Source organism: Paenibacillus sp. 10L310 (assembly GCF_056395745.1).
Window position 1 is genome coordinate 92,014 of sequence record NZ_JBFTKC010000018.1, and the last position, 26,034, is coordinate 118,047.

26 protein-coding genes and 1 rRNA gene are annotated in these 26,034 nt (G+C 45.9%); 3 read left to right on the forward strand and 24 right to left on the reverse strand.

The features are described 5' to 3' along the window. Positions 1-301 precede the first annotated feature (301 nt). From AC1DE7_RS26340 to AC1DE7_RS26350, 3 genes are all read right to left on the reverse strand, one after another. Positions 302-1,807, reverse strand: a complete 1,506-nt coding sequence (locus tag AC1DE7_RS26340) for an MDR family MFS transporter (protein ID WP_244988619.1) — start codon at positions 1,805-1,807, stop codon at positions 302-304. 272 nt (positions 1,808-2,079) lie between these two features. After that, the gene (locus tag AC1DE7_RS26345) at positions 2,080-2,652 is read right to left on the reverse strand and encodes a GNAT family N-acetyltransferase (protein WP_076254763.1); all 573 of its coding nucleotides are present in this window, start codon (positions 2,650-2,652) and stop codon (positions 2,080-2,082) included. A 198-nt stretch (positions 2,653-2,850) separates the two neighbouring features. Next, positions 2,851-3,147 carry a hypothetical protein gene (locus tag AC1DE7_RS26350; RefSeq protein ID WP_036614170.1) on the reverse strand — a complete coding sequence of 99 codons (297 nt, stop codon included), beginning with the start codon at positions 3,145-3,147 and terminating at the stop codon, positions 2,851-2,853. Between the two features lie 185 nt (positions 3,148-3,332). Between AC1DE7_RS26350 and AC1DE7_RS26355 the strand changes: the two genes are divergently transcribed. After that, a complete protein-coding gene (locus tag AC1DE7_RS26355; RefSeq protein ID WP_036614172.1) occupies positions 3,333-3,830 on the forward strand; it encodes a GAF domain-containing protein in 498 nt (165 codons plus the stop codon). A gap of 151 nt (positions 3,831-3,981) precedes the next feature. On the opposite strand, the gene AC1DE7_RS26360 is transcribed toward AC1DE7_RS26355, so the two are convergent. The 7 genes from AC1DE7_RS26360 to AC1DE7_RS26390 form a co-directional block, all read right to left on the reverse strand. Beyond that, positions 3,982-4,794, reverse strand: a complete 813-nt coding sequence (locus AC1DE7_RS26360) for a MerR family transcriptional regulator (RefSeq protein ID WP_477535508.1) — start codon at positions 4,792-4,794, stop codon at positions 3,982-3,984. Between the two features lie 369 nt (positions 4,795-5,163). Then, the gene (locus tag AC1DE7_RS26365; protein WP_477535509.1) at positions 5,164-6,588 is read right to left on the reverse strand and encodes an aldehyde dehydrogenase family protein; all 1,425 of its coding nucleotides are present in this window, start codon (positions 6,586-6,588) and stop codon (positions 5,164-5,166) included. A 246-nt stretch (positions 6,589-6,834) separates the two neighbouring features. Then, positions 6,835-7,257, reverse strand: coding sequence for a universal stress protein (locus AC1DE7_RS26370; RefSeq protein WP_340388864.1), 423 nt, complete (start codon positions 7,255-7,257; stop codon positions 6,835-6,837). Between the two features lie 18 nt (positions 7,258-7,275). Then, positions 7,276-8,496, reverse strand: a complete 1,221-nt coding sequence (locus AC1DE7_RS26375) for an MFS transporter (protein WP_127551738.1) — start codon at positions 8,494-8,496, stop codon at positions 7,276-7,278. Positions 8,497-8,724: 228 nt separating this feature from the next. After that, positions 8,725-9,177: a helix-turn-helix domain-containing protein gene (locus AC1DE7_RS26380; protein ID WP_101315043.1), complete on the reverse strand. Its 453-nt coding sequence runs from the start codon at positions 9,175-9,177 to the stop codon at positions 8,725-8,727. A 194-nt stretch (positions 9,178-9,371) separates the two neighbouring features. Further along, positions 9,372-9,770: an SdpI family protein gene (locus AC1DE7_RS26385; RefSeq protein WP_282319501.1), complete on the reverse strand. Its 399-nt coding sequence runs from the start codon at positions 9,768-9,770 to the stop codon at positions 9,372-9,374. 163 nt (positions 9,771-9,933) lie between these two features. Then, positions 9,934-12,261 carry a heavy metal translocating P-type ATPase gene (locus AC1DE7_RS26390; RefSeq protein ID WP_477535510.1) on the reverse strand — a complete coding sequence of 776 codons (2,328 nt, stop codon included), beginning with the start codon at positions 12,259-12,261 and terminating at the stop codon, positions 9,934-9,936. Between the two features lie 227 nt (positions 12,262-12,488). Between AC1DE7_RS26390 and AC1DE7_RS26395 the strand changes: the two genes are divergently transcribed. Continuing rightward, a complete protein-coding gene (locus AC1DE7_RS26395) occupies positions 12,489-12,860 on the forward strand; it encodes an ArsR/SmtB family transcription factor (RefSeq protein ID WP_036614212.1) in 372 nt (123 codons plus the stop codon). Positions 12,861-13,011: 151 nt separating this feature from the next. Here AC1DE7_RS26395 and AC1DE7_RS26400 read toward each other — a convergent pair whose 3' ends face one another. The 12 genes from AC1DE7_RS26400 to AC1DE7_RS26455 all read right to left on the reverse strand — a co-directional run bounded on the left by AC1DE7_RS26400 (position 13,012) and on the right by AC1DE7_RS26455 (position 23,625). After that, complete coding sequence (locus AC1DE7_RS26400) at positions 13,012-14,172, reverse strand: AI-2E family transporter (RefSeq protein WP_036614215.1); 1,161 nt, start codon at positions 14,170-14,172, stop codon at positions 13,012-13,014. Between the two features lie 309 nt (positions 14,173-14,481). Then, a complete protein-coding gene (locus AC1DE7_RS26405) occupies positions 14,482-15,516 on the reverse strand; it encodes an LLM class flavin-dependent oxidoreductase (RefSeq protein WP_017690813.1) in 1,035 nt (344 codons plus the stop codon). Positions 15,517-15,675: 159 nt separating this feature from the next. Beyond that, complete coding sequence (locus AC1DE7_RS26410) at positions 15,676-15,987, reverse strand: ArsR/SmtB family transcription factor (protein ID WP_017690814.1); 312 nt, start codon at positions 15,985-15,987, stop codon at positions 15,676-15,678. A gap of 114 nt (positions 15,988-16,101) precedes the next feature. Continuing rightward, entirely contained in the window at positions 16,102-16,683 is a 582-nt protein-coding gene (locus tag AC1DE7_RS26415; RefSeq protein WP_477535511.1) for an NAD(P)H-dependent oxidoreductase, read from the reverse strand. Positions 16,684-16,849: 166 nt separating this feature from the next. Beyond that, positions 16,850-17,293, reverse strand: coding sequence for a MarR family winged helix-turn-helix transcriptional regulator (locus AC1DE7_RS26420; protein WP_477535512.1), 444 nt, complete (start codon positions 17,291-17,293; stop codon positions 16,850-16,852). Positions 17,294-17,454: 161 nt separating this feature from the next. After that, positions 17,455-18,132: an NAD(P)H-dependent oxidoreductase gene (locus AC1DE7_RS26425; RefSeq protein WP_282319505.1), complete on the reverse strand. Its 678-nt coding sequence runs from the start codon at positions 18,130-18,132 to the stop codon at positions 17,455-17,457. Between the two features lie 210 nt (positions 18,133-18,342). Then, a complete protein-coding gene (locus AC1DE7_RS26430) occupies positions 18,343-20,088 on the reverse strand; it encodes a methyl-accepting chemotaxis protein (RefSeq protein WP_477535513.1) in 1,746 nt (581 codons plus the stop codon). Between the two features lie 195 nt (positions 20,089-20,283). Beyond that, positions 20,284-20,742 (reverse strand): 2-thiouracil desulfurase family protein, encoded by a 459-nt coding sequence (locus tag AC1DE7_RS26435; RefSeq protein WP_340937095.1) that lies wholly within the window; start codon positions 20,740-20,742, stop codon positions 20,284-20,286. Between the two features lie 59 nt (positions 20,743-20,801). After that, complete coding sequence (locus AC1DE7_RS26440) at positions 20,802-21,890, reverse strand: hypothetical protein (RefSeq protein WP_477535514.1); 1,089 nt, start codon at positions 21,888-21,890, stop codon at positions 20,802-20,804. A 45-nt stretch (positions 21,891-21,935) separates the two neighbouring features. After that, complete coding sequence (locus tag AC1DE7_RS26445) at positions 21,936-22,085, reverse strand: hypothetical protein (protein WP_477535515.1); 150 nt, start codon at positions 22,083-22,085, stop codon at positions 21,936-21,938. After that, complete coding sequence (locus AC1DE7_RS26450) at positions 22,082-22,660, reverse strand: RNA polymerase sigma factor (RefSeq protein ID WP_477535516.1); 579 nt, start codon at positions 22,658-22,660, stop codon at positions 22,082-22,084. Before AC1DE7_RS26450 ends, AC1DE7_RS26445 begins: the two co-directional genes overlap by 4 nt. Before the next feature lie 230 nt (positions 22,661-22,890). Further along, complete coding sequence (locus AC1DE7_RS26455; RefSeq protein ID WP_477535517.1) at positions 22,891-23,625, reverse strand: class I SAM-dependent methyltransferase; 735 nt, start codon at positions 23,623-23,625, stop codon at positions 22,891-22,893. A 162-nt stretch (positions 23,626-23,787) separates the two neighbouring features. Between AC1DE7_RS26455 and AC1DE7_RS26460 the strand changes: the two genes are divergently transcribed. Then, positions 23,788-25,143 carry an MATE family efflux transporter gene (locus AC1DE7_RS26460; protein WP_282319511.1) on the forward strand — a complete coding sequence of 452 codons (1,356 nt, stop codon included), beginning with the start codon at positions 23,788-23,790 and terminating at the stop codon, positions 25,141-25,143. A gap of 156 nt (positions 25,144-25,299) precedes the next feature. Here the strand turns inward: AC1DE7_RS26460 and AC1DE7_RS26465 are convergent, their stop codons facing one another. Both AC1DE7_RS26465 and rrf read right to left on the reverse strand, forming a co-directional pair. Further along, positions 25,300-25,653, reverse strand: coding sequence for a FlxA-like family protein (locus tag AC1DE7_RS26465; protein ID WP_127551718.1), 354 nt, complete (start codon positions 25,651-25,653; stop codon positions 25,300-25,302). A 272-nt stretch (positions 25,654-25,925) separates the two neighbouring features. Beyond that, a 5S ribosomal RNA gene (gene rrf / locus AC1DE7_RS26470) occupies positions 25,926-26,034 on the reverse strand; the annotation flags it as partial.

Sequence of the window (26,034 nt, forward strand, 5' to 3'; positions counted from 1 at the left end):
AACAGCCGTTTACAACGTGTTTTTCAGGTGATTTCGGGAAATAAGTTGTCTCATGTTCCTTACAATTGAGAAAGAGGAGCAGAAGGTCAAATAAGACGTCCTCCGTTCCTTAGAAATTCGTCTGGACGATTCACCAGGATCAGCCAGCCTGTACTTCAAAATGCTTTAGACCCGGACATCCCCCAACGTATCACTTGCCTGAGTTTGAAGATACACTCTAGTCCACTGCACATGTGCCAACAAAAATAACCGGATTTGCCTGACATCGGCGAATCCGGTTTTTCGTATACATATCTTCTTTTTACTTTGAGCCTTGTGGCTGCGGTGGAGCATCTGCATCTTCGGGTACAATTAAACGTTTGCGTAAAGCAAGCGTCGTTACCCACGAGACCAATGCAATGACAAACATAATCACAAACAAGGAATGCAAGCTTCCTTCCAGAACGTTACGCAGTAGCGCCCATTTGTCATCCGATAGGGCAGCATCCGTATGTGGAGCGAGAAGCTCGTTCAGATCATTTTCCGAAATTCCGGCTTCCGCCAGATTCTGCTCACTGGATAACGTGGAGATCCGATAGTTCAACCAGGTACCAAAAGCCGCTGCACCAATCGTCTGTCCCAACGTACGCATGAACGTATGCAGTGCCGTAGAGGAACCACGTTCCTTATACCCTACAGACGACTGCGCAATAATGGTGAAGATTGTAAACGCAAATCCGAAGCCGAGACCATAAATAAAGGTCAATACAAATAGTACAGCCTGTGGAGATGTCCCGCCCACCAGAAAGAGTCCACCCGATCCGATCGCAATACCGGTTAACCCAATCAATGCGGTCATACGTGATCCAATTTTCATCAATAGACGGCCTGCCATCACACTACCAATGAGCCAACCCACCGACATCGGCGCGAGCAACAGCCCGGATTCCGTCGCATTACCTCCCCGAACCCCCTGCACCCAGAGCGGCAAATAACTGGTCAGGCCGATCATCAGAGTACTGGTCAGTAATCCGGCGATATTCGCCACACGGATGTCCCGAATTCGGAACAGATGTAGTGGAACCATTGGAGCCTGAGCTCTTTTTTCCACCACGAAAAATAAAATGATAAACAGAGCGGCGACCACACTCAGCACAACAATCAACGGAGAACTCCAGGCATAATACTGCCCACCCGCCGACAGGACAAATAACAATGCGGTAATGCCCACCGTGAAGGTCAGCGCACCGACATAGTCAATTTTGGCTGTACGTGGAGAGATATCTTCCTTCAGATAACGAAATACAAACCACATCGCGAGCAGACCAAACGGCACATTAAAACCAAAGATCCACTGCCAGCCGAGATTATCTACAAAATAACCGCCAAGCAGCGGTCCCGCCAGAGAGGAAATGCCCCACACGGAGCTAATCCATCCCTGGATTTTGCCACGTTCTTCAATGGCGTAGATGTCCCCAATAATCGTAAATGTAACAGGAACTACCGCACCCGCACCAATCCCTTGAATAGCACGGAAAATAATCAATTGCTCCATGTTCTGCGAAAGACAGCACAAGAGTGAACCCAGTAAAAATAACGCACAGCCAATCAGAAATACAGGCTTTCGTCCATACAAGTCACTGATTTTACCGAAAATGGGCGTACTCACAGCCATCGTCAACAGGTATGCGGTGAAAATCCAGCTCAGCAGCTGTACACTCCCCAGCTCACTGACAATGGTCGGCCCTGCCGGACCAATTACGGTGCCTTCAATCGCTGACAGAAATGTCGCGAGCAACAGCCCCGTCAAGATGAAACTGCGCTTCAAACCTCCGGTTGCATTCACACAAACCCTTCTCTCTTCATTCTCTATATAATTGGTACGTTAATTTACACCTCTACTACGAACCAGAACAAGCTTCCAATCGCTGTTATCCCCAGATTTTTTCTTCTCCTCTCTAAAGGAGAAATCCGTTGATAGCGTATGCTTCCGATGTAGCTTTCTTTCAGAAAGCTTTAAAGGCGATCGCTTCGCTTCTCCAGCTTTGTTCTGTTTCTTCGTTTACGTGTAAATTTAAAAGCAATTATATATTGTCTCTTTTATTTACCTTTCTTACGAAGAAACTCATCATACAACATGGAATACATCACCATATCCTTGTATCCAGTGGACGTATGTTGCACCTGTCGCAGCAATCCTTCACGCGTGAAGCCGCGGTTTGTCAGGAACTCGCCGGAAGCCAGATTACGCGGATCAACCAGCGCTTCAATTCGATTAAGACCCATGGTCTCATATCCAAAGGGCAGCAATGCGGAGAAAGCCTCCGTCATATAACCATGTCGCCAATAATCACGTCCCAGCTCATAACCGATCTCACCCCGGAATGCGCCTTCAAGCTGCCATGTGTTAAAGCCACAGCTACCGATGAGCTTGCCTGTTTCTTTGAGTTCGATCCCCCAGCGGATCGCATCCTCTTCTCCTGCCATTTGGTTGAGCAGTCCAATCATGTCCGCCGCCTCGCTTGTCCCAATCATGGGTGCAAGATTCATGTAACGGGTCACCTCGCGATCTGACCAGCATGCGAACATCTGGGCCGCATCCCGGCGACGCATTTTACGCAGACGAAGCCGCGCAGTCTCCATTTCGGGAATTCTTCCTTTGCATTTATACATATAAAGACACTCCGATCCGATCTATCTCCGCAGACCATAATATTCACTAGTCATCTAATCATAACCTGCGCCGAATGGCAACTGTTCAGTCATGCACACACGTCAAAAAACCGGGCCAATGTCGCTCCCGGTCTTATTGTACGTATGGAACAATTCAAGTTTGAGTGAATTACGGAATCATGGCTTGTCCTAATGATTTTAAGCTTTGGACGTTTTCTTGCCCTTCCCCAGTAATTCATCGCTAACCCGGCCAAACACAGCCGTGATTTCCTTGAATTCTTCGATGCCAGTCCCAGTCAGGCTCCATTGGTCCCCGTGGGCGGTCAGGAAATTCTCCTGTGTCAGGTGTTCAAGCTCCTGCTTGATCTCCCGCTCTCCAACGCGATATCCCCGTTCTTCCAATAGGGGCAGTGCCTCGCTAACGTTCAAATCCTGATTTTGCGCGAAATATAGTAGATGAATCCGTACAAAAAGATTCTGTACCTCTGCATGCATAAGCCAAGCTCCTTCCCGGGTTATAGCCCTCCGTGGTTGCTAAGTAATTACCCCACGTAAGAAGCTGAGAAACAGGAGGATTCTTCAGGTATTCCCTTCCCTTTCCGAAATCCTCCGCTTGACTAACCGCATCCTCTGCACTATCTTGAAAATAAGTACCATTTTGCTCGGGAGGGTGATTTACCATGTTTCAAGCTGTTTCCTATGAAGGAACACGAAGTGAGCAGCACACCGCCGTCCTGGGACAGTTAAGTGCTCTGATCCGCGATGAACCTAGTGCGATTGCCAATCTGGCCAACGCTGCTGCGCTGCTCAATGTATTTATGACCGACACCAATTGGGTCGGCTTCTATCTGTATGATGGAAAAGAACTGGTTCTCGGGCCATTCCAAGGACTGCCTGCCTGTATCCGAATTCCATTGGGACGTGGTGTATGCGGCACATCTGCTGCGGAAAAACGTACCCTGGTCGTTGATGATGTTCATGCCTTCCCAGGCCACATTGCCTGTGATGCAGCATCGAACAGTGAGATTGTCGTACCTATTATCAAAAACGGCGAACTGTACGGGGTGCTGGATATCGACAGCCCGATCAAAAACCGTTTTGACGACGAAGACCGCGTCTTCCTGGAGAAAGCCGTAAGCCTGCTCACAGAGCAGTTGGAGGCAACCATACCCCTTTAGGAAATGATGAATAAGGTGATCGGAGTCTCATCACACACGATGATGAAGAACCCGTAATAACAAAGAGCGCAGTCCTCTCAGAGGTCTGCGCTCTTTGTTATCCATTATGATTCACACCCATGTTCTTGCTCGCCCATGTTACTTTATGCATCTAGGATAATTCATGTTCCGCTTTAATCATCATCCCATCCCGCAGGAATTCAGCCAGCCTCGGGTGGTAACCATCATACATCTGACGGAAATTTTTATGCTCTACATACAGATTGGCCAAATCCCGATAGATCTCAGCGGTGGGTGTATAATAACCTTTGATCCATTCAAGATGCCTGCCAATAATCTGTTGTACTTTTGCACTACCGGGCTCCAATCCGTCCTCAATGGCCTGTTGCAAGTCCAGATGAACTTGATCAATTTTCGCCTGGGAATCCAGATAATCTTCTTTTGACTTCATCTCCTGATTTTCAGGTAATGTGGATGAATTGGAAGATTGGATGTCGGACCTCTGAGCATCGTCTGTCTGCACATGGTTCATATCATTAGTGACTACAGCTTCAGAACCCGATTCATTCAGCAACTGGTGACGCCCCTTATTTACAAAACCGATATAAAGATCATGTTCATCAATTTCCTGTTCACCTTGCAAATGAGAGATCGTTTTGTCCAGTGTCTGAATCAATCCATGCAGACGGAGTGCCTTCTCCAGAATATCAATGCGATGCTGCTTCATGATGCGTATGACATCCTGAGGATTATCCCGGAGCATCGGGGCAATCTCATTCTCCTTCATACCTACTTCCTTACAGAAAAGGATTTGCTGGAGTCTCAGCAATTCCTGCTTTTCATAATAGATGTCCTCATCTATATCCCCAAAAGCCGGATTCAGAAGACCTGTCTCCGCATACTGGCTCAGTTCGTTCAGACTTACGCCTGACATTCCCGATACGTCAACCATGGAATATGCCATTTGAATACACCTCCTGCCTGTCCTGCAACTCCAGAGTTCAGGCTTAATTCATACTGCATTGTATTTGAATAATGAGAGAATATAAGACTTTCGGCAATGCTGTACCGCTTCATTCCGCTCGTGCTCTGGATGGGTACATCATGCTTCGGTGATATGAGCGGCGTTTGGTCAGTTATGTTGCGGTATGTTAACTATGTTATACCCGTCTCATCAGATGTGAACCCGCAGTCGGCGAAGAATCCGCATGTATTTTTGAAAACTTTTTCCATGATCTTCATATAAAAAAACCTGTGCCATTATTCTGGCACAGGAGTGTGTGGTTATGTTTTCATTGGCATACGGTATATTGAGTAAAATAATGGAAGAGAATCACCCTTTGTTAAACATAACAAATTTCAATTCCGTCATTTCCTCTACAGCATATTTTACACCTTCACGTCCGATACCACTCTGTTTCACCCCACCATAGGGCATGTGATCCACTCGGAACGTCGGAATATCATTAATCATAACTCCGCCTGCTTCAATCTGATCGACAGCTTGGAGGGCGGTATGGATATCGTTTGTAAATACGCCTGCCTGAAGCCCGTATATCGAATCGTTAACATGTTCAATACCCTCTTCAACGGAATCTACCGTATTGATCACAACGATGGGTGCAAACACTTCCTGACAGGATACCTTGGCATCACGCGGAACGTTAATCAATACCGTTGGACGAAGAATGCCTCCTTCAGCTTGACCGCCTGCTGCCACCTCAGCCCCTGCCTGTTTGGCTTCTTCAATCCAGTCGAGTGTACGCTGTACATCCTTGGAGGTAATCAGCGCAGAGACCACCGTATCCGGGCTCAGTGGGTCTCCGACCACCACTTGTTTAGCCGCTTCAGCAAAACGCCGGATGAATTCTTCCGAGATGTCACGATGTACGTAGATTCGCTGTAGCGAGATACATACCTGTCCCTGATACGTGAAAGCTCCCGTCACACATCGAGGAACCACTTTGTCCAGGTCTGCGTCCTTATCCACAATGACCGCTGCATTCGACCCAAGCTCCAGTGTCACGCGTTTGAGTCCTGCTTTGCTACGAATGCTCGTGCCTACCGCTGGACTGCCTGTAAACGTAATGTGAGCAACACGGGGGTGCTCCACAAGCACATCACCAATGGTTTTGCCATCACCGCTCACCACGTTCAGTGCACCATCCGGCAATCCGGCTTCCTGAAGCAGATTAGCGATGTAATAGGAAGACAGAGGCGTCTGCTCCGCAGGTTTGAGAACAATCGTATTGCCTGCTGCCAGCGCTGGACCTACCTTGTGGGCTACCAGATTCATTGGAAAATTAAACGGTGTAATCGCACCGATGACACCTAGAGGTTGCCGCATCGTGTAACCGATACGTCCTTCTCCACCTTTGGCTGCACCCATCGGAACCGTCTCTCCGGTCAGTCGCTTGGCTTCCTCAGCGGCAAAACGATACGTTTCCACCGTCCGGTCAACCTCGGCCAGCGCTGCGGTAATCGGCTTCGCCGCTTCAAGCGCTATTATTCGCGCTGCTTCTTCCTTGCGTTCTTCGAGCATGGAGGACAACTTGTACAGAATATCTGCACGCTGATGTGCAGGCATCTGGCGCATTGCCTTCCCAGCCTGAACGGCAGCTGCAATAGCAGCCTCCGCTTCCTCGGCTGAAGCCGACGAGACTTCTGCGAGCGTTTCCCCGGAGTATGGTGCTTGAAGTGTTTTATAATCTACGGATTCGGTGGGTTTGCCACCGATAAACAGATGTTGTTTTTTCATATGCTGCATCCTCCATCCTTTTAGAACCTATTGAACTAGAGAAAAGAATATTACACTGCCACTTCGATGACAGAACAACCCACCAATCGCTGTCTCATGTAAAAGTTCAGTTTAATTTATATAATCTATTTATACACTATTTCCGTGCCATCAACCCACTACGGTATTCGGCAATCATAGCTTGTAACGTACCTGATGAGCCATTGTGGCGATCTTGAGCTATTGCATTATAAAGGATTTCACAACCTATTTAACCGTCAGGACGGGGCATTCTGCATGTTTTAACACGCCATGACTGACACTGCCCACGATCATCTCTGCGAGCATGCCTTTCCCGCCTGTACCCATCACAATCATTCCACAATCTCGTTCACGCGCCACACGGCAGATCTCATTAACGGGATCACCTGCAATCAGTAGTGTTTCATATGCAATGTCACGCCCGGACAACTGATTAGTCACAGGTTCTATAATATGTTGCCCTTCTTCGGCAATCCGAGCTTCCAGATCAACACCCAATGCAGGTTCATTGATAGAGATAGCCGGATTCACATGCACGATCAACAGACTTGCGGGATGTTTCATATCTTCAGCCAGGATCAGTGCTTGCTCCAAAGCCTTATGCGCATGATCCGAACCATCAACAGCAACTAATATACGTTTCAACATTGCAATTCCTCCTGTGAATTAATGAGATGTAATGGCGGAATCGATATCCCGCAGATGATGACGGCGCACCAGCAGTACCACGACTCCAACCAGAACCATTAATGCACCAAAATAAAACGGCGTTTCCGGCAGGAACCACTCGGACAATTTACCCGCAAGCCATGGAGCAAGTGCACCACCCAGGAAACGAACGAAGCTGTATGCAGCAGAAGCAACAGAACGCTCTACAGGTGCAGCTTCCATAACAGCCGTTGTAATTAACGTGTTGTTAATCCCAAGGAAAACCCCCGCTACAATGACTGCCACAATAACGGTAGTTGGTGAACCCATCACCGTACCTACTGCCATAACAACCAGATCAATCGCGAACAATGTAAGCATGACACTCATGGACGGAACCGATCCGAATCGGCGTTGTAATCTTGGTGCCACGAATACCGACGTAATCGCCAGCATCAGTCCCCAGCCAAAGAATACATAACCCAAGCCGTGCTCATCCAGATTCATGACATATGGTGAATAAGCCATCAAGGTAAAGAAACCAAAGTTATACAGGAAGGCGGTAATCGCCAATGTTTTCAGTGAAGGATAACTTAATGCTTTAAACGGATCGGACAAAGAACTGCGTGTTTTCGGTTTGGCCATCTTGGGCAACATAAATGTAATGCTGATAAAGGCAATCGCCATCAGAACAGCCACGCCATAAAACGGGCCACGCCAAGAGATGGAACCCAGCTCACCACCAAGCAGCGGACCAACCGCAATCCCGAGACCAAGTGCTGCTTCGTACAAAATAATCGCTTTGGCTGTCCCCGACGTGGACAGTCCCACAATGGCAGATAACGCCGTTGCGATGAACAAGGCATTCCCTAGTCCCCAACCGCCACGGTAACCGACCAGTGCACCTACCGTGTCTGAGGTACCGCCGAGGAATGAGAAGATAATAATCAACAATATACCGCTGAGCAGCGTCCACTTCACACCAATCCGGCTGGATACGACACCCGTAATCAGCATCGCTACCCCGGTTACAGCGTTATAACTGGTAAATAGCAGTGACACCTGGCTTTTCGAAGCATGCAGCTGATCTGCAATCGCGGGCAGGATCGGGTCAACCAGACCCAGACCCATAAAGGATATGATACACGCAAAGGCAACCGCCCATACCGCTCGTGGTTGGGATAACAGGCCCCCACGTGATGACGGCAATTCGTCCGGTAATGATGGCTCTCTTTTCATACGTAATTCCTCCTGTGAATAATTTATGTGGTTAAGCTTTATATTTGAAAACGACCTTGAAAATAATGAAAATATTCTATACATTTTCAGAATTAGAGGTAACAAAACGGCACAAATGACACCGAAACATCCGGTGTTTGTACAGGATCGCCACAGGTACTATGGTGCTCACTCCATGTAGCGATTATGTGTATACAGTTTTGTTTATTAAATATTAGATGCTTTCGGTTAGCCGTCTTCATCACCCTGCGGATCATGTGCCTGTAACTTCTGAATACCGCTCCGAACGCGTTCACGCAGCTCTTCCAGTTCAGTCTGTACGGCATGTATGCTCTGAAGTTTCTGCTCAATCAGTTGCAACTGCCCATCCAGCGTTGTTTCCATCGCGGTAAGCTTCTCGATCCGTTCTCTTACTTCGGTCGTCTGCTGGTAGTCAAAACGTTGTTCGTTCAAGGCATCTGCCGTTGCCACATAGGTATGTAACTCCTGAAGGGAGAATCCAAGTACCTCTTTGGCGCGAACCACCTTCTTCAGATAATCGATATCCTCCCGAGTGTACAACCGCGTCCCGCCATCTGTCCGCTGAGGTGAAGGCATGACACCAATCTCTTCATAATACCGAATGGTTCGCTTGGTCAAACCGCATTCCTTGGCTACGTCGTCGATTTTATATAAACTCATTTCCCTCACCTCTTTCTTCTTTTTTATATGTCTATAATGTTATGTACATAATTATATATAATATTAACGTTAACGTCAACGTTAGATTTTAAAGTCTTACCGAGTTGAACATCGACTTCCATTCTATATCTTCAACAAAAAAAGACCCGCTTCACACGCAGGTCTTCCTCTGTACACTATTCATTCAAATTACCTTAAATATTCTGCTCATTCTGTTGCTGTTGAGCACGCTGCATTTGCTTCAACCGGCCTTCAACTCTGGTAAACAATCTGAACGTATAAAATCCTGTAGCAACCAGACTCAGCACCAAAGCTCGTACATCTGTAAGCCAGAAACCGATAATGCCGAATATCGTGATAATCACACCAAATTGCATCATTAGATTGGCGCTGTAACTTTGCGCTTCATCCCACAAATCGGGATTACTCATTGCACGCGGGGTCCGATAACCATATATTCCGTTAATCATTTTCGGTGGTTTTTTGAACACCATGAACCCCAGAATGAAATAACACACTCCGATGATGATCCCTACTACTGCTCCTGCCAAAACGTTCTCCCCTTCACTGTTGTCTTCCATAGACCTGCTCACACTGACACTCCGATGACAGAATAACCTTCCGATGTAGCTTCGCTTCTTCAGGTTATCTCTGTCCTCTCCGTTCTCGTGTAAATGTCTAGTTAGACTTATCTACATAAAAATATAAAAACGGCTCTACGTATATACGAAGAGCCGCCTGGATCGTTTCGTAAACTTAGATATTCTTCACACGAAGTACACGCATGGCGTTCAGGACAGCTAGCACCGTGACACCGACATCCGAGAATACCGCTTCCCACATGGTAGCTATGCCAAACACACCGAGTAACAGGAAGATCGCTTTAACTCCCAGAGCAAACGCGATATTTTGCCACACAATCATTCGTGTACGCTTAGCAATGCGGATTGCACTCGCTAGTTTCGACGGTTCATCGGTCATGATGACCACATCTGCCGCTTCAATCGCGGCATCTGAACCAAGTCCACCCATGGCCACACCCACATCGGCGCGTGCCAGCACAGGTGTATCGTTGATACCGTCACCGACAAACACCATTTTTTCCTTCGGAGATTTGGCAGCTTCCAGTTGTTCCAGTCGCTCGACTTTATCCTGTGGCAACAATTCAGCGTAGACCTCATCCACACCCAGCTCACGTCCTACCGCTTCACCTACGGCTTTGGCATCACCTGTCAGCATGACCGTTTTGCGGATGCCGAGTTTCTTCAGAGCCTGAATAGCCGCGGCTGCGTCATCCTTCACTTCATCGGCAATGATCAGATGACCAACATACGTGCCAGCTTCAGCCACGTGGACTATCGTTCCAGCCGTCTCTGGTGTGGTATAGGATATACCTGCCTGCTTCATTAATTTGGCGTTGCCTGCCAGCACTTCCCGACCATCGACGCTCACCTTAATCCCATGTCCGGCAACTTCGTCATAACCTTCAACACCTTGCGTGGGAATGGCTTTGGCCCAAGCTGCGCGAATGGATTCAGCAATCGGATGATTGGAATTGGCTTCGGCAATGGCTGCAAGCTCCATCAGTTCTTCTTCCGTGCGTCCACTTTCGGGATGAATGGCTGTTACTTTGAATACACCTTTGGTTAGTGTACCCGTTTTATCAAAAACAACAACTTTCACATCGTTCAACGCTTCAAGGTAGTTACTGCCTTTGACAAGAATCCCGTTACGTGAAGCTGCTCCGATACCACCAAAGAATCCAAGTGGAATAGAGACCACGAGCGCACAAGGGCATGAGATAACCAGGAAGACCAATGCACGATAGATCCAGTCAGCAAATGTTGCACCACTAAGTATCAACGGCGGAACAAATGCAATCACGGCTGCAAGGATAACAACAACCGGTGTGTAATATCGGGCGAATTTACTAATAAAATGCTCTGTTTTCGCTTTCCGACTGCTCGCGTTCTGCACCAGGTCCAAAATTTTGGATACCGTTGATTCACCAAACGTTTTGGTTACTTCAATCGTCAACATACCATTTTTGTTCACAAATCCACTCAGTACATCACTTCCCGACTCCAGCTCACGAGGTACGGATTCCCCTGTCAGAGCAGAAGTGTCCACCATGGAACGCCCAGCTCTAACGATACCATCCAGCGGTACTCGCTCTCCTGCTTTCACGACAATACGATCACCAATCCGTACGTCTTCCGGAGATACACGCCGGGTCTCGTCACCCGAACCCGTCAGGATATTCGCGTAGTCCGGGCGAATGTCCATCAGTGACTGAATCGACTTGCGTGACCGATTAACCGCCATGCCCTGAAACAGCTCCCCGAGCTGATAGAACAGCATAACCGCTACCCCTTCCGGATACTCTCCAATGGCAAAAGCACCCAAGGTAGCGACGGACATCAGGAAGTATTCATCGAACACCTGACCGCGGATGATGTTTTTGGACGCCTGGAGTACGATATCTCCCCCGGCAATCAGATAAGCGAGCGCATATAGAGTAAACTGTGCCCAGCCCTCCAGCGGCGACCAGATTGCGGCTGCGAGCAACACAGAACCTGCAGCAAGACGAGCAAGCAACACTTTTGTCTGTCCTGCACCATGTTCATGCGAGTGGCCTGCATGGGCATCATCATGCGTATGGCTGTGATCATGTCCAGCATGACTCCCGTGCTCATGTGTATGACCATGTTGATGTTGATCATGAGTATGCGAGTGTTTGCCATGTGAATGTCCATGATTATGTCCGGCATGGTCATGACTGTGGTTATGCGCACCAACTGCACTCCCTGTATGGGTGTGCACATGTCCGTTCACGTGTTTTCCTTTTTCCGAAATGCGAATATGCGGCTCCAGCCGAAGCACTTTGCGCTTTGCTTCTTCCACTACCTGTTCATCCATATCGGAAGTGGTGTGTAGCGATAGTGTTTTGGTAACAAAATTGACAGAGCATTCGTTAATGCCCTTAATTTTTTTGACGCCATTTTCAATCTTCAATGCGCAGTTCGCACAATCCAGTCCATCAAGCAGCAGTTCCCTTTTCACCTGTTCCTGTCCGGTTCCCATGTGAATTCTCCCCTTTGCAGTACAAAAACGATGTTATATTTCAATTGTATTCAATATATGAGCACTCATTCATATGTTTGGTTACCCCTATTATATGCACGCCTAAACATGAGTGTCAACAATCGTTGTTGATTTTTCATACAGATTATGCTAATAGTAATCATTTCGCTTTAGGCGGGTTTTGGATATAATAGAGCTATAGTTGTTAACATAGGCGGTGATAGGAAATGGAACAACCGGTTAAAGCACCAAGCGAATGTGATGCAGCCTGCTCAGGTACTGAAGCCGACGTGCAGACGATTCGCACTTCACTCATAGATCGGGAGACGTCTTCCGAGATGGCAGATTGGTTCAAGGCATTCAGCGACCCCACACGTCTACGTATTATTGATGCGCTGTTACAGAAGGAATTATGTGTTCATGACCTGACGGTTCTGCTCGACATGGGACAGTCGGCCATTTCACACCAGCTGCGTTCACTCCGCAACATGCGGATCGTCAAGCGGCGCAAGGAAGGCAAGACCGTGTACTACTCTCTGGATGATGCTCATATTGAGCAGATTTTCTTGCAAACGCTCCAACATATTAAACACAGCTAGGCAGCAGCCAAGCTTGTTCATGAAGAAGAACCCCCGCCTCTCGGCTGTATGCCGATGGACGGGGGTTCTTCTAGGTAAGGGTACCGTTTTATACAGGATACAAAGTGACTAAATCTTCTGATTAACTATCTCTAGGAGCTTGCCACTTCGGTTATAAAAGATTGTTCTTGTTCGGATCGTACAGGCCCGATCTGTCCTTAAACCAGTTGAAGATATGTGATACACATACTTTGAGCACCGCGTATCCTGGAACAGCGAGCAGAATGCCCACGACTCCAAACAGATTACCCGAAGTCAGAATGACAAAGATAATCGTGATGGGATGAATCTTCAGCGTTTTGCCCATGATCTGTGGTGAGATGAATTTACCTTCAATTAACTGTACGATCGTCCATACGGCAACCATTTTCAGCAGCATCACCGGAGAAGTGACGAGTGCCACGATCAATGCTGGTGTAATCGCAATTGCAGGTCCCAGATACGGAACAACACTTGTGAACGATGCGATAATTGCAAGAATCAATGCATAATCCAGACCAATGACCATATAACCGATGTAGAGCAGAATACCGATGCAGAAGCTGACGATAATCTGTCCACGAATGAATGAACTGATCTGGTGATTGATGTCTTCCAGCACATGCATTGCACCTGTACGGCTCTTGATCGGCAGGAAAGACAGAATTTTCGCTGGCAGCTTCTTGCCGTCTTTCAGCAGATAGAACAGAATGAACGGAACCGTTACGATGGACAGTACGGTCTCAGTGAAAGCTCCGAGGAATCCGCCCAATTTGGTCCAGGTCGAGTTCAGAATTTCAGTAGCCTTTTGGGAGATTGTTCCCCACCAGTCCTGCGAATTCAGATTCACCGTTTCCTGGAACTGACCGAACAATTTACTGCCCGTAAGCTCCTCAAACTGCTGTTTTACCGTCTCACTGTAGGTTGGGAAATTTTCAATCAGCCCCACAATCTGGTTACGCACAACCGGAATGACCGCCAATACTACGACTGTCAGAATGCCTCCAATCGCAAGATACAGGATCAGAATGGACCAGCCACGCTTAATTTTCCACCGCTCCATCACATCCACAATCGGATTCAGCAGATAGTAGAGTATGCCTGACAGAATAATAGGTAGCACAATGGTTTTGATGAGTACTGCGAGCGGATGAAGAACAAAGGATACTTTGGTCAGAACCATCACGTTCAGTCCCACCAACAGCAGAATCAGCAGAAATAGAACAAATTTGTTGTTAAGAAAAAATCGCTTGAACCGCTCCGGCCAAACGCGGGGTTGCTCAGGTTGCTCCATAGGCGTGTCGTCCTCTCTTATGACCCTTAATCAAAACTAAACTATAAAGCTAAATAAATGCCCACACACGAAAAAAATACCTTGTACAAGCCAACATATGTATAACACTCTGGATTTATACGTATGGTGCTGATTAACCGTTTCAAATTAAACCGGTAAAGTCATTTTACCCCAAAATGAGTCTTCTGCCCCACACGAACCATTTGCAAATTCTCCCTATTCAAAAACGGCTCGCCTCACTGGGAGACGAACCGTAAATTTGTAACTATACCCTACCATTAATCCAGCTTTTACGCTGAAAAATGAAGATTAAGCTTTTCCCGCCAATTGTGCGATTAACTCATAGGAGTGCAGCCGTGCCTTATGATCATAGATCATCGACGTAATAATCAGCTCATCTGCCTGCGTCTGCCGAATGAAAGACTCCAACTGTCCACGTACGGTTTCTGGTGAACCATTAACAGCTGCCTTCAGCGTCTGCTCCACACCTGCTTTCTCACGATCCGTCCATTTGCCTTCCATCTCTGCCGGAGGCTGTACCAATCCCGTTGTGCCACGAATAATGTTCAGGAACTGCTGTTGCATCGTTGTACCCAGCCATGCGGCTTCCTCGTCTGTATCTGCAACAACAGCGTTAACACCAACAATTACATGCGGCTCCTTCAAGCTTTCAGATGGTTGGAAGTTGTTTCGATACGTCTCTAATGCAATCCGGGTGTAATCGGGCGAGAAGTGGCTGGCAAAAGCAAACGGCAATCCCAGCTGACCTGCCAGACGTGCACTGAAATCACTGGACCCCAAGAGGTAAATTGGAATATTTAATCCTTCTCCAGGAACTGCGCGAACAGGCGCATGATAAGATGTCGCCGAAGCATCAAAGTATGCTCTGAGTTCTGCCAAAAGCTCAGGGAAATCTTCCCCACTGTTCAGATCTTTACGTAGTGCAAGCGATGTACGGCGGTCACTACCTGGTGCGCGACCCAGTCCCAGGTCAATTCTGCCAGGATAAAGGGATTCCAGAGTACCAAACTGCTCAGCGATGACAAGCGGTGCATGGTTAGGCAACATGATGCCTCCTGAACCCAGACGAATCGTTTTGGTTCCACCAGCCAGATATCCAATAACAACCGAAGTTGCGGAAGAAGCAATACCCGGCATGTTGTGATGTTCAGCTACCCAGTAACGGTGATATCCCCAACGCTCTGCATGCTGTGCCAGATCGAGACTGTTGCGTAAAGCATCAGCAGGTGTTGCACCCACAACGACGGGAGCCAGATCCAGGATGGAAAGCTTAACGTCATTAATATGTTCTTTATGGGATGAAGCCGTATTTTCTGTAGTCATTATCGTTTAATCTCCTCGATGATTATATTTTTGTATATCCAGATATATAGATTAATTAAATCACAACTGGATATGGTGATGTGTTCATAAACTAGCCGTTTACATCCGGACGGAATCCCTGCCTGCATATGCATCCTAGCTTCCGTTCCGGCATCCGGCTTATAACTCGTTCTGTACGTACTCGGCAAACTGACGTATCGTCTCCTCGTTGCGCCGATAATACGTCCATTGTCCTCTGCGCTCGGAGAGCAGCAGCCCTGCCTTGAGCATAGTCAGCAGATAACTGGATATAACCGACTGAGCCAGTCCAGCCTTCAGTTGAATCGTGCCAACACAGATTCCGTTCTTGCCACCATCCGGATGCTGAGATAGTTCCAGCGGTGGGAAGTGTTGCTCCGGGTTTTTGAGCCACAACAGGATTTGTCTACGTGTCTCGTTCGATAATGCTTTAAATATAAGTATAGGTTCCATGGGTACGATTATACCCCCTTTCATCCATTTTGCAAACACATGAACAAACAAACCGACTCATGATCGAGTCGGTCTGGTATCATATGGAATCCGTATCTGGATTCAACATCCATATTAGAAATTGGTTGTAATCGTCTGTTTAACCTGATCCAACATGGCTTGATATGCGGGTGCATCCAGGTATCCAATACTACCGAAGAGCAGATGATCTACGGCTTCAATACCTACAAAATCGAAGATGCCTACGTCTGAAGTTAATTTCAGTCCAGCAGTCATGCCAATCTGATCATAAATTTCACTTGGTGTACCATGTGTGTTGATGATGAGTCCTTTTTTGCCTGTCAGCAATTTCTCAATTCCCGCTTCACCTGCTGCATATGCAAAACCATAGGCGAATACACGGTCAACATATCCTTTCATAATGGCAGGAAGACCTGTCCACCAGATCGGATAGATGAATGTGATAACTTCTGCATCCGTAACAAACTGTTGCTCTGTTGCGATATCCTGTGGTGTCTGTCCTGCACGCATGGAAGCTGTGTCAGCTTCAGTCAGTACGGGTTGGAATCCAAGTTTGTACAAGTCACGAACAACCACTTCATGTCCTTGAACTTCGAGAGCTTCTACAGCAGTATTGAGGATTGCGTTATTCAAGCTGTCTGTGTGCGGGTGAGCATATACGATAAGATGTTTCATGGTGTGAATCCCTCCAGGTTTGGTTTGAGTTAGGTTGCAAAAATGGGGTTACATTGATACATTCCATATACATAGATATCTATGTATATGATTAAAAAAATATTTGGTCTCCTCTGCCTCCACCCCAGTCAAATCTGGAAGGGTTGCAGACAAAAGAGTTCATTCATTATAACTTTCGGACAATAATGGATAGCAAGCTCTCCAATTGCTCCGACTGTTCATCGGACAAGCTACTATAGATGATGTCATTAATCTGCTCTGATACCTGATGGAAGATCGGTTCGAGTCGCTTCCCCTGTTCGGTTAGGCGAATCATCGTCACTCGGCTATCTTCGGCACTCTTTCTGCGTTCAACATAGCCAAGCTTCTCCAGCTTGTTGACCAGTACCGTTACCGTTGGTTGCGTGCGTTGAACACGTTCAGCCAACATCTTGATCGACAGCGTCTCTTCCCGGTACAAGAACATCAATACATCTCCATGAGAAGGAACAATCCCTGTTACCTCATGCTGTTCCAATTCGTGTACAATCCGTTTGTTGACATGGTCTCTGATTCTTGCAATCAGTGCAATTGCGTTGTATTTAGGCATGACCCCATTATACATAGACATCTATGTATTTTCAAGTTCTTTTTATAAAAAAGAAAAACAGCCCTTTCCATCCTGCTAACATGTGGAAAATATCGGGCTGTTTCGATTCTACTTTGATCCTGATCTATAATGTTAGATCTTAGCTAATCGTTTTTTGAATTCATGTTGGATTCATGCTGAATTCAGTTAATCCATTGCGTGATTTTCTCAACGGATTGTCGGGACTTCTCACGCTGGGGCTCCTCTGCCCGATAACCGAAGGCTGCCATCATAGAGACGCCCCATGCGCCATTTTCCAGCAAGCCCTCTTCTTCCATAATAAGGTGGACGCCCTCACGGCTGAAACCTTCGATTGGACAAGAATCAATCTCGATCTGGGCTGCCGCCGTCATCATGTTGCCGAGTGCAATATATGTTTGTTTAGATGCCCAGTCGAATAATGATCGTGGATTATCCAGAATCTTCTGGTTATTTTGAAACTTTCCATAAGCCTCACTTGTTAGCTCAAATACGTTATTTGGCATTCCCTTTGTTTCCTTCAACATGTACTCCGCATAGGGAGAATTATAACTGGCATCTGATCGGGCCAAAATAACAACAAAATGGCTTGCTGTAGCCAATTGCTTTTGAGCGCCGGAAGAGACTTCGGACAGACGCTTACGCAGGTTTGGATTTTGTACAATCAGAAACTTCCACGGTTCAAGTCCAATGGAACTTGGAGATAATCTGCCTGTTTCCAATATAAATTGGAAATCCTCATCCGAGATTTTGCGTGTATCATCAAATATCTTTGTTGCATGCCGGAAATGATACGCCTTTAAGATGTCTTCCTTTGTCTTTGACTTTGCTGTAACTTCCATGGAGCTCCACGTCCTTTTATATTTTTTTTTATGTTGAACAATAATGTTAAAGTGGTTTCATCTCAAGTATTAGTTTAGGACCTATGTGTATAAATTAAAAGTACGCACATTATTGTTTCTTGGTTTATAAAAGTAAGTATTGGATGAAAGACAGCAATAATCCACTGGGCACACACATGGCCCTAGTGGATTATCTATGACTCTTTTCTTTTAAATCTTGAAATCTTGAACCAGCTTATTCAGATTTAATGCACTATCCTTGACTTGATCAGATTGTTTAACTACTTCCACAGATTGCGCAGCAGAAGCGACCATATGTCCTGCAATTTCCTGACTGGATGCGGCTGATTGTTCACTTGCTGATGCAATCTCGTGAATGGAACCCACTAGTATTTTGATATTCGCAGTCACTTGTTGTGAGGTTGCATTGAGATCTTTAACTGCATTGGCATGATCAAGAGAATCGACATAATACTGTTCAGCTGTATCCTCCAATAATTTATAATCTTTGCCAACCTGATTAAACATAAAGGATAGCAACTCTTTGGCATTCGAGGACAGATTGGTTACAGACTGCATAACTTCCTCCGTGACCTGCTGAATTTGATCGGCAGCCTGTCTGGAATCATCAGCCAACTTTCTAATCTCGCTTGCAACAACCGCAAAACCCCTGCCTGCTTCCCCAGCCCTTGCAGCTTCAATGGATGCATTGAGTGCAAGCAGATTAGTCTGCGCTGTAACATCCAAAATAGATTGAGATAATATACCAATCTGATCTACAGCAGTTGCACGTTCCAGCGCTTCTGACATCTTCTTACTCGTATGATCGTACATGTCTATGGCTGCTCGGCTCGATTCGCGGGCTTCCTGCTTCAACTTTTCAGCCTTCGTGCTGGTCACATAGGCGGACTCTGCTTGTTTAGATGTCTGTTCCGATATATATTCAGCTCCCTGTTGCATCTCATTAGCCGAATGATTCATATTTTCCGTATGGGCTGAAGCCTCTTCCATTGCAGCAGAGAGCTCTTCAACTGTAGCTGATACTTCACGAATTCGTTCATTCAGACCAGCCATGTTCTGGTTGGTAAGATCGCTAACCTGGTTGATATGATGAGATTCCTGAACTACACCACGAATGACATTTGTTGTGGAATCGGTCATTGTACGAATAGCTCGTGCGATGACACTTATCTCATTATTTCCCTGTGTTAGATGCGGATCTAAGGATGCCGTTAAGTTGCCTTGTGTTATTTCTTCACAATAACGGGTGATCGCTTTCATTCGTTGACGTATACTGCGAATCACTACAAATGAAATAAGAATGAGTGCTACAAGTGAAAACAAAAGAACCGAACCGAGCACCAATGCTCGCTGCTGAATTACTTCCTGTGTATCCGCATAGAGCTTGGCTGACTCTTCTTCGTTATGCGCACTCAACAGGGTGATCGTCTCCACAATCGCTGTACTGCTTTTGTTAATTCTTCCTCTCTCTTCACTATCGTAGGTGCCCGACATCTTTTTGGTATCCATGATTTGCTCAATATCCTGATAATATGTATCCATCTTTGCTACCAAATCTGCAAATATCTCTTTTTCTTTGGTATCCAATGTTCTTGCTGAAAATTCATTCAAGCCATCCGTGATACTCTTCTTACCTTTCTGAACCTGATCGTACTGTTTGTCGGTATACTCTGCATTATCAAGAACCTTTGTATAATTGGCGCGCATATTATAGAAATTACTTTTCAGTTCCAGAACATTGGTTTGATGCTGGAAGCGGTCATTATAGAGGATGCCTTGTCCCGTTTTTGCTTCGTTCATTCCGAAAATCCCAATCAGAAAAACAGTAAACAAGCCGATTAGACTAATTACAGTCATGATGACCATCGTTGTTGTTAATTTCATATTTTTGAGTTTATTTCCTTTCTTATTTTTTGGCTTAGACTGAATTGACATGATTATTCCCCCACTTTAAATAGTAGATAGCCTTATATATCTTATATCTATATCGTATGTATCCATATTGTTTGTTAGCATTTCAGGAAAATTGACTTTATTCATTTGATGAGAAAAGTAATGGGAGACAACAAAAAAGCCGCCAGGATATAATCCAGCGGCTTTTCTGTGAATATGAAACGATATCTGTTCGACCTATAGTTGCTCCATCCACTCATTTTCAGAAATGACGGTATATCCTTCTTGTCTCAACAATGCTGAGGTGACACCTTCTCCAGTTACCTTTTGATTGGCAAAATTCCCATCATAGATCATCTGTGTACCACAGGACGGACTAAACTCCTTCAGTACCACACAAGATACATTCAATTCTCGCGCCCATTCGAGCGTCTGATAGGCTCCCTTAATATACAACTCTGTGACGTCCTTGCCACTTTTCTCGATCACTTTTGCAGTGCCTGCCAGTACGTCCTTGCCCGTGCCACCGATAATTTCAGCTGGTTCCCGTGGAGTGGAGAATCCGCCAAGCAGCTCCGGACATACCATCTTAGCCTGCTCCTGCTCCACCAGCTCCTGAATCTTCTCATCCAGGCTCGCTGTTCCATTGTAACGGCAAGCTACCCCTGCCAGACATGAACTCACCAAATATTTCATCGTTATCTCCTTATACACATTCCATCTATGAAGTAAATTGTAACATATAAGATCAAGCTCTATAACTCGCCTCTGGTGATCATCTTGATCCGTCCATCTTCCCTGTATTCAACCTGAAAAACATCCTTGCTCGACTCCAGTTCAAATGTGACCGTGCCTGGATGGTCAGGATTACGGTGAAGTTTATACGCTTGAAGATCCATTTTAAATATTTTTTTAATTATAGGTTCTACTTCTCCTCTAAGAAGAGACTCCTGTATGTTATATAGTTCCTGATAATAAGCCTCTATTTCTTCCCAGTCTGCAAAGTCTTGCTCATAGTGATTAGCATCCCCAACCGTATAACCCATGCCCGCTTTTCCTTCGGTCATCTGTACAAAGTAGTTATCTTTAAAGGAAAAAAAGACTGTATCCTTACCCAGTTCATCATCTTTGCTTCGGCTTGCTCTTACCAGATCAAGATTAACTTTACCAGACAGAGCCTCAATCGCGTTTCTGGCATCCGCCAGTGCTGCCTGGGATACATGATCAGGTCTAAGGTCACCTCTGATCGAGACAGCCTTGTCCTGCTGCCATACAATCTCCCCATAACCATCGCCAGTCTCATTCTCTAACGCTAATGTCGTATGTGATATCGGCTCCAATTCCCCTTGCTTCATACTCACAAAACGTTGGACTGATGTAGGTTTAAGCGTTGGAGTACTGCCTATACTTTGCAAAAGCGATGAAACTTGACGCAGATAACGGTGTTCCAGCTCGCTTGGCTGCATCTCACGTCTCATTCCTACCTCACGCAAATTTCCTGTTGTCGCATCGAGCCATATCTGCGCATACTCCTTCTCACTTTCATTTCCAGCCTCTACATATACTCTGCCGGACACAGGCAAGTCTTCCACTTTCTTAATCTTCAGCTGTTTACCCAGATCATCTCGCATCGTAGTCGCAACATTTTTTTTCATTTTGTCGGTTAGCAGATTTGTGTTCAAACCATCGGATAACTGTAACGCTGCTGTCGGATAGACCTGCTCGATCACGGGTTTCACCAGCTGTCCATCATCCCAGATCCATAGGAACAATCCAGCAGCAATAACCAACGCACCCATACCGGCAACAAGAGGCCCTCTTCTAGGGCGACGCTTGTGTGACACTTTACCTACTTGCGGTCTAAACGGCCTGGATAACCTGGAACTGTCCTATAACCTATCTCCCTTGCTTTCCTCTTCCGACTTCTTCATCCACTCCACCTGTTGAAGCACCTTTCGCTTGTGATCCTCTGTAAAAGGAGACAAAGCAAACGGTCCCTTCCGGATTTCCTTTTCCCACTGCTCATCCTTGTGTCTCATTTGCTTCGCTCCTCCCATTGTTTCCGTACCTTATCCTTACCTCGGGATAGTCTGGATTTTACTGTGCCTAAGCTGATTTTCAACATCGCAGCAATCTCACTCGTCGTAAGCTCATATTTCAGATTCAGCAAAAGAATCTCCCGAAACTTCTTTGGCAACGCCAGAACAATATCCCAGATTTCATGGATATGCTCCTTACGCATCACTTCCATCTCGGCCGAAGGATGTGCAGGCTGCTCTGCAATCATGACTCTTTGGTTCGAACCCCCATGCTCTGTCTCAATGGGTAACGTCTCTCCCCACAGACTGTTACGAAAAAATCTGGATTTTCGATATGTAAAAGTCGTGTTCCTAGTAATAGTCAACAGCCAGGTTTTCAGTGAGCAATCTCCACGATAATGAGCAATCCCCGAATACGCCCGAATAAATACCTCCTGTGACAATTCATCTGCCTGTTCGGCACTTTTGGTCAGAAAATAAGCGTAATTCCAGACGTCATTTCCGTAGTCATCCATTATGCTACTAAGTGTGTAATTGTCTATGGTCTGAGCCTGTGCCAGTAATTGATCATCCAACTGTTGTTCACCTCACTTAATATGACTGAGTCTAATGTGATTTGGTTCCCTGTTTTGGACATTATTTCTTATTATTGTAGCAAAATAAAAAAACAGCATGTTCAACATCGCTGGACACGCTGCTTCCTTCAAGTTTGCTTAGTTAGAAATCTCTATCAGAAAGCTTTTAAGCGAACGCTCCACTTCCTCAGTTTCTTTCTGCCCTCTGGTCTAACGTATCATTTTCATCGTTATACTTTCACCGCAGCAATCATCAGAAACATCGGTCTCCGATTTTCGTCTCGCATGCCAGGAACCTGTTCAATCATCTCCGGTGATGGTTTGGATTCAGCCACCTTTTGAATAGCAAACCCTGCCTTAATGAGTTCATTTAGATGTGTTGCCAGTGTGCGATGATATTTAACCACATCCTGATTCAGAAAGTTCGCCACACGTTTCCCTTCATCATGGTAATCATCCACGGGCCAGTGCAGGATTTCACCTTCGGGTCCGTAATGCCAATCCTGCGCAGCGCGAGCGGTGAAGATGGGATGTTCGGAAGATAGTACAAATGTGCCCCCTTCTACGAGAAAATCGTTGATCTTAGCGTACACCGTGTCTAACCGTTCAATATAATGCAAAGCAAGTGAACTGATCACAACATCGAATTGTCCCGGTGCAAAATCAATATCTTCAATCGCCAGCTGCTTGTACTCGATCTGCGGATCGTCCGTCATTTCACGAGCACGCTGAAGCATATTTTCAGACAGATCTACACCTATCACTGAACTCGCTTGCTGCTCTCGCGCATACCGGCAGTGCCACCCAAAACCACATCCCAAATCCAGCACACGCTTGTCCTTCAAATCAGGCAAAAGAGTCTGCAATTCATGCCACTCCCCGGCTGCATCCAGCCCTTGAACGGAACGAGCCATCTTACTATAGTTGTCGAAAAATTCAGCTTCATCGTATTTATTTTGTTTCATCAAGAGATTCCTCCCGCCTTATAAATATCCACCTACTCTATCACATAAACGATATTTAAACGCAAAAGTTGCCAAGAGAATTCATGGCGTGTTATCATACAGAACGAACGTTCAGTATTATTATATACAGAATGAACATTCAGTTTACTAACGGAGGTCATTATGAATACGAATTGGACGCATCCATTGGAAGGGCAATCTGTAGGTAAAGCTTTTATAAGTTACCTCGTGCCTTCTGTATTAGGGATGCTGGTAGTTGCTTTTAATTTTATTATCGACGGCATTATGGTTGGACACAAACTGGGTTCTACCGCGATGGCCGGGATCGGCATTGCCTCACCTGTCTACACGCTCTTTGTTGCCATGTCGCTGTGGATTGGTATGGGCGGGGCAACGTTGTACTCCAACGCTATGGGTAGAAAAGATATCACTTCAGCCAAACAAATTTTCACCAAATCCATTATGCTCATTATGTTAGTTACGGTAGCCATTGGATATGTTGCATTTACATTTAAAGACAAACTGGTATACTCCCTCGGTGCTAATGCCGAGACTTTCCCGTTTGCTTCGGACTATATGAATATCATGTTATTGTTCGGGTTCGTTTTCACCATTGAGAATGCACTCTCTATCTTTGTACGAAACGATGGGAATCCCAATACGTCCATGTACGCTCAGATTACGTTTGCTGTTGCCAATATTATCATCAATTATATAACATTATATGTACTTGAATGGGGTGTACGCGGTGTGGCACTCGGTACAATTGTATCGGCGTCTCTTGCGTTACTTGTTCTGTTCACTCACTTTTTCAAAAAAACAAATAATCTCACGTTCACCCGGTTCAAATGGAAAAACAAACTGCTGGCTTCCCTGCTGCTCATTGGTTTCCCCAGCTTTCTGGCTGAACTTGGCATGTCGGTCTTCTCTGTATCTCACAATATCTCCATGGACCGCATTGCGGGCACGGATGGTGTAGCATCCTTTACCGTATTGAACTATATTCATGGTGTGGTACTGTTAGCGTTCCTGGGTCTGGCGTCTGCTGCCCAACCTCTGATCAGCTATTATCACGGTGCGAAACAGATTAAACGGGTACAACAAACGATACGTTTAGCTACCAAAACGGCTCTGGCATGCGGTCTATTGTTACTGGTTGTTGTTCAGATCGGTGCACCTTATTTCGTGCAAATCTTTGGAAACTTCAGTAGTGGCGTAACGGATAATGCCGTTTACGGATTACGTATATTTACATTTGCCTATGTGTTTATGGGTGTTAACTTTGTCATGAGCACCTATTTCCAATCTGTGGGTAATGCCAAAATGGCCATCTGGATTACAGCTGCGCGTGAAATGATTATCATGATTGCGTTGATTGCGATCCTCCCTTCATTCTTTGGTGTCACGGGTGTGTGGCTTGCCGTACCGCTGTCCGAAATGCTGGTTCTCGCAACCATAGCCCTGTACTATAGAAAACGATCCCTTACGGATCGAATAAACGCGTTGCAGTCTGAATAACGTTAACAGATAATAACAGCAACAGATAGAAGATCAATTGAACGTAGATAAAATGTAGGTAGACCTCATAAATAATCTAATAAACAAATTAATAAAGCCCTGCACGATCAATATAGATCGGTCAGGGCTTTTGTTTTATCCTAAATTTAGATGGAATTAGATACGTATATCCAATCGACCATTGCTGTCTGTCGTTGCGTTTGCAATCTCCTTAGGGGTAGCTACGCCCATTCCATTGGATGGTGGTTGGGCAGGTGGAGCCTCCTTCGTAGCAGTTGTACCGGCTCCTTGAGAGCTTTGCTGTGCAATCTGTGTCTCAATCTGTTTGATCTGCTGTTCACGCTGTTTGGTCTTTGTCTCCTTAGTCTGTTCATCGTCCTTGCTGGATTGCACTTTCTCCAGTTGAGCCTCAAGCTTCGTCTTTTGTTTCTCCAAGCTACTTGAATTGTCCGAACTCGAAGATGTCGATATGTATGATGTAGTGGAGCTGGCTGTAGAAGATATATTCATTATGATTCCCCCCCTCTTTACTTAGCTTCACTATACCCTATCCCACTGAAACGTACGTTAAATTCAACTGAAAGGTTGCTGAAGGAGCTAAGAATAAGAAGTCGAACAGATGGAAATATACCTACCAGCATTAATAGTCTGATCAATAATATTGGAAGTCTTCATATAAGTGAAGAATCTTAATTTCGTCTCATCTATAAGTTAGTTGTTTGCCAGTGTAAAATAGTAAAACAAAAAGACACACTCGATATCATCAAGTGTGTCTTTAGATTGCTTGGCGGCGTCCTACTCTCCCAGGACCCTGCGGTCCAAGTACCATCGGCGCTAGAGGGCTTAACGGTCGTGTTCGGGATGGGTACGTGTGGAACCCCTCCGCCATCG